Source organism: Streptosporangium sp. NBC_01469 (assembly GCF_036227305.1).
Taxonomy (GTDB): Bacteria; Actinomycetota; Actinomycetes; order Streptosporangiales; family Streptosporangiaceae; genus Streptosporangium.
Genome location: NZ_CP109465.1, coordinates 2,040,713 through 2,054,590, shown reverse-complemented (window position 1 = coordinate 2,054,590; position 13,878 = coordinate 2,040,713). Strand labels below are relative to the sequence as shown.

The following is a 13,878-nucleotide window of genomic DNA, read 5'->3' as shown; positions in this document are numbered from 1 at the left end:
CGGGTCAAGGAACCGGCCCCGCCGAGCCGTCCGCGACGTGGAACCAGACGGCGGTGCCCGCCTCGGTGTCGTGGTGGACGCCCCACCCGGCCGCCATCGTTTCCACCAGGAGCAGGCCGCGCCCGCCGTCGCTGTCGAGTCCGGCCGCGCGGACGAAGGGCAGGCTGGTCGCCGAGCCGTCGTCGATCACCTCGGCGTGCACCATGCCACCTCCCAGGCCCAGGCAGACGGTTACCGACCCTCCGACCCTCCGGCCGTGCGTCCGGAGTCGGAGTGGACGACGGAGTTCGTCACGACCTCGCTGAGCAGCAGCACCACGTCGTCGAGGACGGTATCGGCGACTCTCCCGTTCAGGAGGTGTCGCGCCCAGGCGCGTACCGTCGCGACCGAGCAGGGGGTTCCCGCGAACTCGGCGTGGCCCAGCGGGTGCAGCACGGCCCAGCGTTCCGAGGCCGCCCGTTGCCGTTCGTAGCGGCAGGCGGCCTGCCTGTACGCGTTCACGCGATCGCCGCCGAGACGATGACGTCGGTCTCGGCGCTGGTGAACGGCACGACAGGGGAGGCCCACAGCCGCCCTCCGTCGCTGAGGAACACCCGCCGGCCCACGATCACCGGCTCGAACGGTGTGAAACCACCATCATGCATGGATTGGACCTCCATCCGATCAAGGACCCGTCCCGATGTCGTGAGCGTCGGATGAGTCCGTCTTATGAGATGCGCAGGAGGGGTTTGGTACGCGCTGCCGTACGACCGCTGATCACGTCGGGTCGTCAGGGTGAACTAGCTCTTCTGGGGAAATAGTCTTGGGACTATAGTCAGCCCACGTCGACCCTCTGTCAATTATCCCAAGACAATTTTTGAAGGAAGGGAGAGTTGTGTGATGGCCGTGTACTCGCGTTACCTTGATCTCGCCGCTCAGATCCGGGCACGGATCGAGGCCGGGGAGTGGGAGCCCGGAGCCAAGCTCCCGCGCTTGGACGACTTCGCGGCGCAGTACGGCGCGAACCGGGACACGATCGGCCGGGCGATCGGAGTGCTGGAGTCGGAGGGCTTCGTCTGGGCGGTGCAGGGGCGCGGGATCATCGTCCGGCACGGCATGATGCGGCTGCGCAGACCACGCGGGAACCTGGTGAAACGGAACGTCGCCACCGACGGTCCCGGTTACTCCTTCCCGTCAGCCTCCGCCCAGGAAGTATGGAAGCACCACATCCCGCCGACCGCGTCCGTCGAGCCTCTGACCGATCCACGGATCGCGAAGCTGCTGGGTGTTCCGGCGGGCAGTCCGGTGATGCGCCGGTTCCGGGTCACCGGCCCCGAGTCGGAGCCCCCGTTCCAGATCAACATCTCGTGGATCCATCCGCGTGGTGTCACCGACGCGCCCGAGGTCGATGCCCAGGCTCCCGGTCCAGGTGACTGGCTGTACCGGCTGGAGAGGGCCGGCCACTGGCCCATCAGCTGGATGGAGATCCACAGGGCACGGATGCCGACCAAGGACGAGGCCGGTCTGCTGGAGATCCCCACCAGCCTGCCCGTGTTGGAGATCGTGCGCGTGGGCACCTCGGGAGGCGACGGCCGGCCCATCGAGGTGACCGAGTACATCGTGGCCAGTGACCGTGTCGAAACCGTGCACGTTCTCCATCGCGAGGAAGCCGCACAGGTCCCGTGGCCCGACGACACCGAGACGGGCGTGAACGAATGACCCTCGCCGTCGAAGCCGCCGCCCGCACTCACGTCGGACTCGTGCGCCGACGTAACGAGGACGCCGTCTACTCGGGCCGTTCCCTGTTCGCCGTCGCCGACGGTCTCGGCGGCCACACCGCCGGTGACGTCGCCAGCACCACCGTGATCGAAGCCTTGCGGCCCCACGACCGCCAGGTCGACCCGGCGGATCTGCCCACCGTTCTGGGACGGGCGGTCTACGAGGCCAACCGGGCCCTGCGCCGCAGGATCGACGCCGAACCCGAGGTGGCGGGCATGGGCACCACACTGGTGGCGATGCTGTGGTCCGGGACGACAGCGGTCCTGGCGAACGTGGGCGACTCCCGCGCCTACCTGCTGCGCGACGCCGGACGGGCGTCAGGGATCGTCCAGATCACCGAGGACCACACCTACGGGAACCTGGTGGCCGACGCCGACAGCGTGCCGCACCTGGCCGGGCGCATCTCCCGTTTCCTCGACGGCCGGGCCGATGGCCGCTCCCCCGACCTCACCGCCCGGGAGCTCCGCTCCGGCGACCGGTTCCTGCTGTGCTCGGATGGGCTGAGCTCAGCCGTTCCCGGTGAGCTCGTCCGAGACGTCCTGCGCTCGTCGAACGATCCGGAAGAAGCGGCCGATCGCCTCGTCACACTCGCCATCGACCACGGCGGCCCCGACAACATCACCGTGATCGTCATCGACGTGCGGAACGCTATCTGACCGCTCAGATCCTCTCGTCGTACGTACCTCAGATCAAGGAGAGAGAGAACCGTGATCGACACGACGGACGACAGCGGCGGGAGAACCGTGAGGAGATACATCCTCACGGGCACCCCCGGTGCCGGGAAGACGTCGATTCTCCGGGTTCTGGAAGCACAGGGGTATGGCGTCGTCGAGGAAGCGGCGACCACGGTGATCGCGCTGGAGCAGGCGCGGGGAGAGGCCGAGCCGTGGGCGCGGCCGTCCTTCGTCGACGACATCGTCGCCCTGCAGCGACAGCGGCAAACGCGGACATCCGCCGCCGCGAACATCCAGGTCTACGACCGCTCGCCGATCTGCACCCATGCGCTCAGCACCTATCTGGAACACCCGATCTCCGCGGCGCTGTCCGCCGAGATCGACCGGATCACACACAAGCGGATTTACGAGCGCCAGGTGTTCTTCGTTCGCAACCTCGGGTTCTGCGAGCCCACCGCCGCCCGGCGAATCAGCTTCGAGGACTCGCTGGAGTTCGAGCGCGTGCACGAGGAGAGCTATCGCGCGTTCGGCTACGAGCTCGTCGACATCGCAGCCGGGAGGCTGACCGATCGGGTGGCCGCGATCAGGAACTCGATCTCACGACTCACCTCATGAGACCAGCCCGCGCGGGAGCGGCGCGTCGTCCTCCCCTTGGAGGTGCCAACGCGATGGGCTGAGGTGGTGGCGGCAGGTCAGGGCTGTCGAACGTGAAGAAGGCGCCGTGGGTGTCGGCGTGCTGGTGGCGGCATCCCTCCCGGTGCGGCGGTAGTGCTGGCCGTACCCCACGCAGACCGGTGTGCGGCACCTCACACAGGCCGGTGGGCGGGATCGATCATGATCTGCTCGCACCGACATGCTTACTGGCACCGCACCAAAGGCCATTAAGCAGGGAGCCCCCCGATGCCCCACTCCACCGTCGCCTCCCCGTCGACCAGGCCCGCGTCCGCCGGGCGCCGTGGCCTGCTGGCCCTGGCCACCGCGGCCGCCGTCGCGCTGGGTACCCTCGGCCTGGCCACCGCTCCGGCCACCGCCGACGCCGCCCCGCGGACCGGTCCCGCCGACCACGTGCAGACGAGCCTGAACGACCTGGTCCGCGACGGCGGCTTCCCCGCCGCCCTGGCGGCGGTGCGGGGCCGTGACGGGCGTACCCGCGACTACACCGCCGGTGTGGCGGACCTGAAGACGAGGGCGAAGGTCCCCGTCAACGGGCGGGTGCGCATCGGCAGCAACACCAAGACGTTCGTCGCCGTGGTCGTGCTGCAGCTGGCCGGGGAAGGCAAACTCGATCTGGACGCGCCGGTGGAGGAGTATCTTCCCGGTCTGATCCGCGGCAACGGCAACGACGGCCGGAACATCACGATCCGCCAGCTGCTGCAGCACACCTCCGGCCTGCCGGACTACGCCAGGGACCTGCCGCCCTTCTCCGAGTTCCAGCACCGCTACTTCGAGCCTCGCGAACTGCTCGACAGGGGGCTCGCGCAAAAGCCGGTGGCGGCTCCGGGCGAGGGGTGGAGCTACAGCAACACCGGCTATGTCGTGCTCGGCCTGCTCGTGCAGAAGGTCACCGGCCGCCCGATCGGCGAGGAGGTCACCGGCCGGATCATCAAGCCGCTCGGGCTGCGTGACACCTACTGGCCGGGCGTCGGCGAGCAGGAGATCCGCGGCGCCCACCCCCACGGCTACGCACCCACGGGACCCGCGTCCATGGTGGACGTCACGCGAATGGACCCGTCCACGGCATGGGCGGCCGGACAGCTCATCGCCACCCCGCGTGACGTCAACAGCTTCCTCGTCGCGCTGCTGGGCGGCAAACTGCTCAAGCCGGCGCAGCTGGAGGAGATGAGGCGCACCGTCGAGATGCCCGCGCCTCCGGCCGGTTGGGGCTACGGGCTCGGCCTGATGAAGATCAGGCTGAGCTGCGGCGGCTACGCGTGGGGCCACGGCGGCGACGTCCCGGGATACGAGACCCGCAACGGCGTCACCGAGGACGGCCGCTCGGCCATGGTCGCGGTGACCGCGCTGCCCGGCACGCCGGCCGTCGGCCAGCAGGTCAACGCCGCTCTCGACACCGCCCTGTGCGCCGGCAGGTAGCGCCGCGCCCGGACAGGTCGAGGAGAACCTCCGCGACCACCTCGACGTGGTGAACCCGCGCGTCCACGGGACCCGGTGCGCGGGGTGGCGAACGGAGCGGCCCGACCATGCCGCCCTGGCATTTTGTCGATTGGCGGGGCTACAGCTCCTGGCCGGTGGGCGACCAGTGGCCTACGAGGTCGGCGTACTTGCGGTTGCCCGCGAGCAGTTCGGCGTGGGTGCCGAGGTCGGCGCGCGATCCGTCGAGGAGCAGGACGCGGCGGGCGCGGTAGGCGGACGCGAGGCGGTGCGCGACGACGACGAGCGTGCCGGGCCTGGCCGCGAAGGCCGCCTCCGCCCGCGCCTCGGCGACCGGGTCGAGGTGGCAGGTCGCCTCGTCGAGGATCACCACCCCGGCGGGCGACAGGTGGACCCTGACCAGGACGAGGAGCTGGCGTTCGCCGCTGGACAGCTGCGTGGCGGGATCGTCGATCTCCGCGTCGTACCCGCCGAGCCGCTCGACGAGTTCCGTCGCCCCCAGCGCCCGCGCCGCCGACGCCAGGTCGGCGTCACCGGCCGCCGGGTTGAGGTAGCACAGGTTCTCGCGCACGGTCCCGGCGAAGACGTACGCCTCCTGCGGGACGAACGCGATCGTCTCGGACCGGACGCGTAGCCCGATCTCGCCGACGGGCACGCCGCCGATCCGGACGCCTCCCTCGTCGGGGGTCCGCAGCCCGGCGAGCAGGGCTGCCAGGGTCGACTTGCCGATGCCGCTGGCGCCGACGACGGCCAGGTGGTCACCGGGCGGGATGGTCAGCGACAGGTCGCGCAGCACGGGTTCGGCGTGCGGCCCGTACCCGAAGGTGAGACGGTCGACCTCCAGACCGGTCCCGTCGAGGACCTCGATCCCGGCGGACTCCGGCACCCGTTCCGGGGCGGTCGCCGCGGCCAGGCGCGTGAGGGTCGTCGAGAGCTGGGCCCAGTACTCGCCCACGGAACCGGTCAGCGACTGCAGGGCGGGGACCAGGTAGCCGGTCACGTAGGTGACGGCGCCCACCAGCTCGCCCGCGGTGATTCCCCCGTCGCCGACCAGCTGGGAACCGGCCACCAGCAGCGCCAGCAGCGGGACGTGGCCGCCCAGGAAGACGATGAGCACGCGCAGGACACCGAGGCGGGCCACCGCGACGTTGGCCGCCATGTACCCCCGCGCGGCCTCGCCGGCCACACCGGCCGCGTGCTCCTGGGCGCCGAGCGCGGCGACGTCGCGGCTCGCGCCGAGTACGGCGCCGATCTCCACCGACACCCTCTCCTCCGCGAGGATCACCTCCCGCCTGCGGCGCATCACGGCGCGCAGCGAGAGCGGGAAGACCGCGAGCGCGACGAGGAGCGGCGGCAGCACCAGTACGGCCGCGACGGGGTTGAGCGTGACCAGACCGGCGATCGCCGCGAGCAGCGTCACCACCAGCGGACGCGCGGTACGCAGCAGGGTTCCCACCAGGCCGCGGACCGACTCGACCTGGCGGGTGAGCCGGGACACCCCGGCGGAGTCGACGGCCAGGTCGCGCTCCGCCGCCCCTGCCAGGGTGGCCTCGACCAGGCGGCGCACCAGGTGGTCTCGCAGGGGTTCGACGATGTCGGCGAGATGCGGGAACATCGCGCGCTCGGCCACCGCCCGTACCAGGTACAGCACGCCCAGCAGGGCGAGCCAGGCGAGGCCGGTCCCCGGCCGGCCCGCCAGGAAGCCCTGGTCCAGCGCGGTGGCGGTCGCCCAGCCGGAGACCAGCGCCGGGGCCGCCTCCAGCACCGACCAGCCCGCGATCCGCGTCGCCGGGGTGCGGCTGCCACGCAGCCCGGACTTGAGCAGGCCCAGCCCGTCCGGGGCCTGCGCCGGGGCCGTCGGGGCCGCCGTCGTGCTAGGCATGTGCCGCCTCCTGCATGGGTTCGTCACGGGTGTGGGTGCGGGTACGGGCGTCGCCTTCGGCCTCCGCATCAGGGCCGGGGCCGGCCTCGGTGTCGGGGTCGGCCTCGGTGTCGGGGTCGGCCTCGGTGTCGGGGTCGGCCTCGGTGTCGGCCTCGGCGGGGTCGCGGCCGAAGACCGCGCGGTACTCGGGGTCACTCCACAGCTCGGCGTGCGGGGCGAACGCCCTGACGCGGCCCGACTCGAGCCAGGCGACGAGGTCGCACCGGGCGGCGGTGGCGGCCCGATGGGCGACCACCAGCCGGGTCCGGCCGGCCAGCATCGTGGTGATCGCCTCGCTCACCTCGGCCTCGGTGACCATGTCCAGCCCGGAGGTCGCGTCGTCGAGCACGTACACGCGGGCGGGACGGACCAGCGCGCGGGCCAGGCCGAGACGCTGGCGCTCGCCGCCGGACATGGGCGCCCGGTCGAGCGGCGTGTCGTAGCCCTCCGGCAGCCGCCGGACGAACGCGTCGGCGCGCGCGGCCACGGCGGCCGAGACCACGTCCTCGCGGGACAGGCCGGGGCGTCCGTAGGCGATCGCGTCGTGCACCGTGCCGCCCACGAGGAAGGGACGCTCGAAGGCGTACACGACGTCGCGGCGGAGGTCGGCCAGCCGCAGGTCGGCGACCGGCACGCCGCCCACGGCCACCTCGCCCTCGTCGGGGTCGGCCAGCCGTCCGATCAGCGCCGCGGCCAGGCTCTTGCCCACTCCCGAGCGGCCGACCAGCGCCACCGCGGCCCCGTCGGGAACGTCGAGACACAGGTGCGTCAGGACCGGTTCCCCGTCGCGCGCCACGGTGACGTCGCGGAAGGTCACCTCACCGGACGGCACCGGGCCGGGCCGGGTGCCGTCGACGGGCTCCGGATGGGCAAGGACCTCGGCCAGGCGGCGGGTTCCCGCGCGGACCTGCGCGATCTCCAGCAGCGTGTCGATCTGGCCCAGCGCCCCGGAGGCGATCCCCAGGTAGCCTGCGACGGCCAGCAGCTGGGCCGGGGCGATCCGGCCGCCGGTCACGCTCAGCCCGGCGACCATCAGGACGGCCACCTGGGTGAGCGGCGTGAGCAGTTTGAACTGCCACACCGCGCCGCGCTGCAGCTTCCACATCTCCCGTCCGGACGCCGACATCTCGGGCAACGACCGGAGCACCCGGTCCGTCTCGGTGGAGACCGTGCCGGCCGCCTGGATCGTGCGCGCCCCGGCGAGCGCGGAGAGCAGGCGCGCGGCGATGCCTGACTGCGCCCGCAGGTACTGCGTCTGCGCCGTGGTCGCCCCTCCGATGAACCGCCTGGCGATCAGGACCGCGACGGGCAGCGAGACCGTGAAGACGAGGCCGGCGGACCAGTCGAGCGACCAGAGCAGCACCAGCGCGACCACCGAGCCGATGAGGGACACCACCGCGGCGGCCACCGTGAGCGGCAGGCCGGCCGCACCGGGAGCGCCCTGCATCACCCGGGCGGTGGCCTCCCCCGGGGACAGCGGCGACCGTGATCCCAGCGCCAGTAGGTGACCCACCGTACGGGTCTGCAGCCAGACGCCCGCCACGCCCATGGTGGACACGCCGACCATGGCGAGCGTGACCTCAAGGACCCCGCCCCCGGCGATGAACAGTCCCAGCGTGGCCGTCGCCCCGGCCACGTCGGCCCGGTTCAGCGCCGCGTGCACCGCGGTGGCGAGGAGAGCCGGCACGGCCAGCGACACCCCCACCCGCGCCACCAGCAGCACGACGACCACCGTCAACCGGCCGCGCACCCGTGCCGCGGTGGCCGCGAGCAGCCGCAGGCTCCCGTCACCGCGCACCTTCACCGCCTCCTGCTCGATCATCGCCGGACGCTCTCCTCGCGGGGTCGAAGTTTCTCTGTGCCATCGGATGGTCGCCGGGGGCGGGCGACTCCCCACCCCCGGCGACGAAAGATCACGTGTGCCGGCCCCGGGTCAGGGGTCGGTGACGTGGCAGGTGTACCAGCAGCCGGTGCCACCCCCACCGCTCGCGGTGCAGGTCACCAGGCAGCCCGGGGTGTTCTCTATGGGCCTTTCCAGCCGCGACTCATCGTCCGGCAGCATTTGCAGCGCCTCGATGTCCAGCTCCATACTTCTCACCTCCCTTCGATCATGATGTGGACAGCCCGCTCATCTACGGGTGCGGGACGATGGTCCGCGCCTAGGTGTCCGTGCGGCTAGAAGGTCCCGCCGCACCCGGTGATGTCACAGCTCTTCTCGCACGAGAACAGGCAGCTGAGCATGCACGTGAAGGGACACTTGGAGTTGTCCACCGGGGGAACGAACAGGGAGCGCTCCTCGAGCATCTGCAGTGATTCCAGGTCCAGTTCCATCTTTTTCACCTCCCTCGGAAAACCGGTCGTCGCCTCCGGGACGGGCCCGGAGATGATCAGTTGTTGGTGACGAGACAGGAAATGAAGCAGGTCACCTCGCAGCTCGATCCCTTGCAGGTCCACCCGCAGTTGTTGCCGGGCCCCGGGATCTCCAGCGCCTCCTCCATGGGGCTGAGCAGCTGCAGCGCCTCCAGTTCGAGTTCCATTCGTCTCACCTCCTCTCCTCTCGCGTGGTTCCGTCGCGAGGCGGTACCTCACGCGCACCCGCGCGGAACGTCCGTCCACGCTCCGTGGACTCATCTCGCCATCGGCGTCGCCGCCTCCGCGGCGCGTACCCGATGGCCGTCTTGGGTGAGGAACGCGGTGATCTCGCGTGCCAGCGGGTCGCCGGACCGCGCTCCGAACGCGATGTGCCCGCGGTTGGCGGGCTCGCGGTAGGTGACGTCCGGGTGTCCCGCGGAGATCAGCCGGTCCACCAGCTCGCGCGACTGGGTCACCGGGATGGTCTCGTCCAGCAGTCCGTGGGCGATGAGCACCCTCGCGCGGATACGGGGGACCAGCGAGGCCAGGTCCCGGGGGCCCAGCGCGTCGGTCACCTCGCCCAGGCCGCCCAGCCGGTCGATGAGGTTGCGCACCGGCTGGGGAGCCTGCGCGTACAGCGACGCGGCAGAGCGGAACGGGGCCACGGCCACGCAGGCCGACCAGGCGCCGGGATCGGCGGCGGCGGCGAGCAGCGCGAGGAACCCGCCGTAGCTGCTGCCGTAGAGCGCGGGCGGCTCCGCGCCGGAAGGCCGCCCGGCGGTGAGGGTCCCGCACAGGGCGCGGATGTCGTCGAGGTCGGGACCGCCCCAGGCGCCGACGATGGCCTCCGCGTGCGCCCTGCCGTATCCGGTGCTGCCGCGCTGGTTGGGCGCGACCACGGTCAGGCCCGCGTCGGCGAGCATCTGGAAGAACCCGTCGAACGCGAGGCTCCAGTGCCGGTCGGGGCCGCCGTGCAGGGCCACCACCACTCGGCCGCCGGCCCGCCAGTCCGGACCGTGCACCACCGCCTCGACCGGTCCCGCCGGTCCCCGGAACGTCTCCAGCCTGGCCTGCCACCGGGCGGGCTCCCGGACCGGCTCCGGCTCCTCGCCCATCCGGACGTCCGCCTCTCCCGGCGGCAGCCAGCCGAAGGCCGTCGGCCGCGCCGACGGGGAGAACGGGAACCACAGCCCGTGGCCGGTCCACACCGCGGGGGGAGAGATCTTTCCCGGCGGCACGGCGATCCACCGGAGCGTCTCCGCCTCGATGTCGTACAGCGCGAGCTCCGACCGGGCACCTCGGGTGACGGCGAACGCCAGGCTCCTACCGGCCGGGTCCAGCGCGACCGGCGCGATCACGCCGGGCAGCCCGTCGAGCCCCTCCAGGAGGCGTACGGGGCCGGGCTCGCGCGACTCGACCAGGCCCAGCCGCGGCCCGGCTCCGGTCTCGACCGCGAGCAGGACCCGGCCGGCACCGGCCAGCAGGACATGGCAGGCCCCGTCCACCGGCGGATCGAGGAACGGGCCGGTCGTCCCGGTGCCGGGGTCGACGGTGACCGGCGTGGGCGTGCCGTCGAGGATCGCGGTGGCGACGATCCGCCCGTCGTGGAACACCGCGCCGCCCAGGCGGCCGGGGACGCGCGCCACCGGCTCCAGCCAGGGGTCCTCCCCGGTCAGCCGATGGACGACCGAGGATCCGTCCGCCTCGACGCCGACCGCGGTCGCGAGCCATCCCGGACGGCCGGGACCGGGCAGCAGCCGCAGCGACCCCTCGACGGTGCCGATCGTGCGCCCCCGCCCGTCCGGGCCGAACAGCCGGACCACCTGGCGCCCCGGCTCGTGCCAGGCGAGCACCAGCCCGCCGTCCTCTAGGACGACGATCTGGGCCATCGCGGACTCGCCGGTGAGTTCGGCGCGCAGCGTCACCCGTGGTCCGCCGCCGGTCAGTTCCCAGCCCTCGACGTACGGGGTCTCCCGGTCGTCGGACGCCAGGCAGGCCGCGCGCGTCCCTCCCGTGGAGAACCTCGCGCCGCCGCGCGACATGATCGGCGGGCCGGTCATCGCAGCCCGCCCACGAGGTCGGCGGCCGAGTGCGCGCCCGCCAGGGATCCCGGCCACCCGGCGTCGGCCGTCAGCATGCGCGGCCCGCCGTGCCGCAGGCGCAGCAGGAACCCGACGACGCCGGTCAGGCCGACGCCGTAGTCCACGGTGACCTGCGTGCCCGACTCGTCCGGCACGACCATCCGCCCGTCGCGCAGAGCGTGCCTGGCGTGCAGGCACGCCGCCAGCTCCTCGGCCCAGCCATGGTAGGGCCCGCCGACCGCGTCCGCCATGTCGAGCAGGAACTCGCCATTGCCGGCCAGCCCGTGGCACATGGCGGAACCGCTGCTCCAGCGGATCCGGTAGACCGCGCTCGCCGCCCCCTCGGCCAGCTCGAGGGCGACGGGGTCGCCGGTGGCGCGCCAGAGCCTGAGCAGGAACGTGCCGACGCCCGAGGCCCCGTTGCACAGGTTGTAGAGCATGCCCTCGCCCTGACCGCCCCCTCGGTCGGTGCGCCAGCGCGCGCCCCAGGGACCGTGCTCGGCCGCGTCCGCGAGGGTCCGGCCGGCGGCACGGGCCGTGTCGAGATAATCCTCCCGGCCGGTCGCCTCGGCGGCGCCCAGCAGGAACGTGCCCACCCCGGCGACTCCGTGGGCGAACCCGAGGTGGGTGATGCCCGCCAGCATGGAGTCGAAGTCCGGGGGGACCTGCCAGAACACGCCGTCGTCGGCGTGCCCGGCCGCGGCCAGCAGGCCGTCCGCGCAGTCGGCGACCCGGTCGAGGAACTCCTGCCGCCCGGTCTCCCGCCAGAAGTGGAGCTGGGTCAGGCCCGCCCCCGCGGCGCCGTGGAAGAGATCCGGGTTGGGCCAGCGCACCGGCAGCTCCAGCGCGAGCCGTACGGCCTTCTCCGCGAGGTCGTCGTCCCCCAGGTACCCGGCCGCGTCGTACAGGGTCCACGTGGTTCCCGCCCGGCCGAAGTACAGGCCGGGCAGCACGCTCGGCGCGGCGGTGTGGCTCGCGTCGATCCAGGCCGCCACGCGGGCGGTCGCCGCGCGCAGGTCGTCTCGGCCGAGAACCCCGGCCGCCCGGGTGAGAACGCCGAGGACCCCGGCCGCGCCGTGCTGCACGGCGCACGCGTCGGTGCCCGTGCCGAACGGCGTGCTCGGCCACAACCGGCCGGCGCCCTTCCCTGCCATCGTGGCGAGGACGTGCCCCAGGCCGTCGTCGATCATCCGTTCCTGGAGTGCCCGGCCGAGCCGGACGAACGAGGGGTCACCGGCCGGGAGCGGCGACGGCTCCGCGACGGCGAGCGGAGTGCCGGTGGACGGGGACGGCGGGGCCGGTGTGGACGGCCCGGTTGACGAGGCGCCGGTGAGCGAGGGCTCCGGGGACTCCGGGGACGGGGACTCCGGATCGGCGAGGAACGCCGCCAACCGCTCCAGCGACCAGCGCCGCAGCGGATCCTGCGCGCACAGGCCGCGGATCGCCGGGGCCAGCAGCCGCGCGGAGTGGTTGTTCCCGCCGATCGGGGACAGCAGGGCGTCCAACCGTTCGACGGCCGGCCGGGGCTCCGGCCGGTCGGCGGCGAAGGCGGCGTTGAGGCCGGTCACCAGGTAGAACAGCATCGCCCCGAGGGAGAAGAGATCGGCGGACTGGCCGGGGGCGGGCCCGTAGAGCTCGGCGGCCGCGTACTCCGGCGCCCCGTAGCCCGGGGTGTAGGCACGTCGCCCCCACCGCCCGGCCGTGGTGACGAACTCCGGGTCGATCAGCCGCAGCTCGCCCTCGGGGGTGACCATCACGTTGTTGGGGCTGAAATCCCGGTACACCAGTCCCCGGTCGTGGACTTCGGCGACCAGGCCGGCCAGGCTCGCCGCCATGGCGAGGACGTCCTCGGCGGGCAGGCCGAGGTCACGGTCCTCCAGCTCGCCGAAGCACCGCTGCACCCAGTGCGTCAGCGTGAGACCCGGGACCACGGTCTCGACGAGGAAGACGTGGTCGTCCTGCTCGAACACCTCGACCAGTTCGGGGCCCAGGCCGGAGAGCGCGGTCAGCGCCGCCGCCTCGTCGCGCAGCCCGTCGCGGGCGTCGCGCCCGGTGAGCCCGCCGCCGACGTGCGCGCGAGCCTGCTTGATCACGACGTCCTGGTCCGTCTCACGGTCGAGGGCGCGGTAGACGCCGCCGCGCGCGGAGTGCCGGATCGCCTCGCTGACCACGTACCTGTCGCGCAGGAGGACCTGCTTCGGCTTGGCGGACGCCGCGTCCGCCCTGCCCTCGGGCCCGGGAATCGGCAGCGTGGCCCACGGGGGCGGGCAGAACCACGGCTTGCGCGCGTCCTCGACCGTGGTGCCGTCCGGCGCGCGCAGCCGCGCCTCCCGCACACCCTCGTGGCTCACGTGCGGCACGCCCCTGAACGCGCCGTAGCGGTAGTGGACGACGCTCCCCTTGCGGTACGGCCGGTCGGAGAGGATCGCGGGACCGGGCAGCCCGGCCGTCGCCAGGTCGAGCGCCTCCGCCAGCACGCGGAAGTGATCGTCGTCGCGGGGGTAGGCGGTGATGAACTTGCCGCACTGCGCCCGGTCGTACCGGGCGGAGGTCAGATCCTCGACGTATTCCGCGCGGGCCGCGAACTTGAACGAGCATCCGTGATGGACGAGCACGCGCGCCGCCCGGTGGAGCACCTCGGGGGCGGACAGCGGGGTGGCGGAGACGTGCAGCTTCCAGCCCTGAACGCGGGAGGGGACCTCCGGCGGGGTGACGCGGCACCAGAAGTCGTCCTCGACCATCTCCCAGTCGTCCGCGCCCTGGTCGGAAAGAACCAATCGCACGAGTCCCTGGAGGGGGAAGTCAGCGGCGGGGAGGATCCCCTTCTCGCCGATCGGCATGGCAACTCCCGTCGATATCGCCTCGCGGTTCCGCCACGACGTGGCGGCGCAGCGGGCCGTCCCGGAGCGAACTCCGAACGAGCCGGCAGGAGTTGACCTTCACAGAGACGCGAATCCACGTCGTCCGTTGAACTACGTATTCG

14 protein-coding genes are annotated in these 13,878 nt (G+C 72.6%); 4 read left to right on the top strand and 10 right to left on the bottom strand.

What is annotated here, in order from left to right; all coding sequences use genetic code 11:
* Positions 1-4 precede the first annotated feature (4 nt).
* Genes OG587_RS09310 through OG587_RS09300 form a run of 3 tightly spaced genes read right to left on the bottom strand, consistent with a single transcriptional unit; the run spans position 5 to position 644 of the window.
* Positions 5-205, bottom strand: coding sequence for a hypothetical protein (locus OG587_RS09310; protein ID WP_329088747.1), 201 nt, complete (start codon positions 203-205; stop codon positions 5-7).
* 26 nt (positions 206-231) lie between these two features.
* Entirely contained in the window at positions 232-501 is a 270-nt protein-coding gene (locus OG587_RS09305) for a hypothetical protein (protein ID WP_329088745.1), read from the bottom strand.
* Positions 498-644 (bottom strand): hypothetical protein, encoded by a 147-nt coding sequence (locus OG587_RS09300; RefSeq protein WP_329088743.1) that lies wholly within the window; start codon positions 642-644, stop codon positions 498-500. The genes OG587_RS09305 and OG587_RS09300 overlap by 4 nt, the downstream gene beginning before the upstream one ends.
* Positions 645-879: 235 nt before the next feature.
* Here OG587_RS09300 and OG587_RS09295 point away from each other — a divergent pair, with 235 nt between their 5' ends.
* From OG587_RS09295 to OG587_RS09280, 4 genes are all read left to right on the top strand, one after another.
* A complete protein-coding gene (locus tag OG587_RS09295) occupies positions 880-1,698 on the top strand; it encodes a GntR family transcriptional regulator (RefSeq protein ID WP_329088741.1) in 819 nt (272 codons plus the stop codon).
* A 41-nt stretch (positions 1,699-1,739) separates the two neighbouring features.
* Complete coding sequence (locus OG587_RS09290; RefSeq protein ID WP_329088739.1) at positions 1,740-2,414, top strand: PP2C family protein-serine/threonine phosphatase; 675 nt, start codon at positions 1,740-1,742, stop codon at positions 2,412-2,414.
* Between the two features lie 51 nt (positions 2,415-2,465).
* A complete protein-coding gene (locus OG587_RS09285) occupies positions 2,466-3,047 on the top strand; it encodes an ATP/GTP-binding protein (protein WP_329088737.1) in 582 nt (193 codons plus the stop codon).
* A 285-nt stretch (positions 3,048-3,332) separates the two neighbouring features.
* On the top strand, positions 3,333-4,523 hold the full coding sequence (locus OG587_RS09280) for a serine hydrolase domain-containing protein (RefSeq protein ID WP_329088735.1): 1,191 nt from the start codon (positions 3,333-3,335) through the stop codon (positions 4,521-4,523).
* 139 nt (positions 4,524-4,662) lie between these two features.
* On the opposite strand, the gene OG587_RS09275 is transcribed toward OG587_RS09280, so the two are convergent.
* From OG587_RS09275 to lanL, 7 genes are all read right to left on the bottom strand, one after another.
* Positions 4,663-6,423, bottom strand: a complete 1,761-nt coding sequence (locus OG587_RS09275) for an ABC transporter ATP-binding protein (protein WP_329088733.1) — start codon at positions 6,421-6,423, stop codon at positions 4,663-4,665.
* On the bottom strand, positions 6,416-8,284 hold the full coding sequence (locus OG587_RS09270; protein WP_329088731.1) for an ABC transporter ATP-binding protein: 1,869 nt from the start codon (positions 8,282-8,284) through the stop codon (positions 6,416-6,418). The genes OG587_RS09275 and OG587_RS09270 overlap by 8 nt, the downstream gene beginning before the upstream one ends.
* A 111-nt stretch (positions 8,285-8,395) precedes the next feature.
* Positions 8,396-8,551, bottom strand: coding sequence for an ALQxL family class IV lanthipeptide (locus tag OG587_RS09265; RefSeq protein WP_329088729.1), 156 nt, complete (start codon positions 8,549-8,551; stop codon positions 8,396-8,398).
* 86 nt (positions 8,552-8,637) lie between these two features.
* The gene (locus tag OG587_RS09260) at positions 8,638-8,793 is read right to left on the bottom strand and encodes a hypothetical protein (RefSeq protein WP_329088728.1); all 156 of its coding nucleotides are present in this window, start codon (positions 8,791-8,793) and stop codon (positions 8,638-8,640) included.
* A 56-nt stretch (positions 8,794-8,849) separates the two neighbouring features.
* The gene (locus OG587_RS09255; RefSeq protein ID WP_329088725.1) at positions 8,850-9,008 is read right to left on the bottom strand and encodes a hypothetical protein; all 159 of its coding nucleotides are present in this window, start codon (positions 9,006-9,008) and stop codon (positions 8,850-8,852) included.
* 81 nt (positions 9,009-9,089) lie between these two features.
* Positions 9,090-10,874, bottom strand: a complete 1,785-nt coding sequence (locus OG587_RS09250) for an alpha/beta hydrolase family protein (RefSeq protein WP_329088723.1) — start codon at positions 10,872-10,874, stop codon at positions 9,090-9,092.
* Positions 10,871-13,735, bottom strand: a complete 2,865-nt coding sequence (lanL, locus tag OG587_RS09245; RefSeq protein ID WP_329088721.1) for a class IV lanthionine synthetase LanL — start codon at positions 13,733-13,735, stop codon at positions 10,871-10,873. Before lanL ends, OG587_RS09250 begins: the two co-directional genes overlap by 4 nt.
* Positions 13,736-13,878: the final 143 nt, after the last annotated feature.

Coding starts and splice junctions, on each gene's coding strand:
- lanL (WP_329088721.1), bottom strand. CDS start 13,735: ATGCCGATCGGCGAGAAGGGGATCCTCCCCGCCGCTGACTTCCCCCTC.
- OG587_RS09265 (WP_329088729.1), bottom strand. CDS start 8,551: ATGGAGCTGGACATCGAGGCGCTGCAAATGCTGCCGGACGATGAGTCG.
- OG587_RS09300 (WP_329088743.1), bottom strand. CDS start 644: ATGCATGATGGTGGTTTCACACCGTTCGAGCCGGTGATCGTGGGCCGG.
- OG587_RS09310 (WP_329088747.1), bottom strand. CDS start 205: ATGGTGCACGCCGAGGTGATCGACGACGGCTCGGCGACCAGCCTGCCC.
- OG587_RS09275 (WP_329088733.1), bottom strand. CDS start 6,423: ATGCCTAGCACGACGGCGGCCCCGACGGCCCCGGCGCAGGCCCCGGAC.
- OG587_RS09250 (WP_329088723.1), bottom strand. CDS start 10,874: ATGACCGGCCCGCCGATCATGTCGCGCGGCGGCGCGAGGTTCTCCACG.
- OG587_RS09260 (WP_329088728.1), bottom strand. CDS start 8,793: ATGGAACTGGACCTGGAATCACTGCAGATGCTCGAGGAGCGCTCCCTG.
- OG587_RS09270 (WP_329088731.1), bottom strand. CDS start 8,284: ATGATCGAGCAGGAGGCGGTGAAGGTGCGCGGTGACGGGAGCCTGCGG.
- OG587_RS09280 (WP_329088735.1), top strand. CDS start 3,333: ATGCCCCACTCCACCGTCGCCTCCCCGTCGACCAGGCCCGCGTCCGCC.
- OG587_RS09295 (WP_329088741.1), top strand. CDS start 880: ATGGCCGTGTACTCGCGTTACCTTGATCTCGCCGCTCAGATCCGGGCA.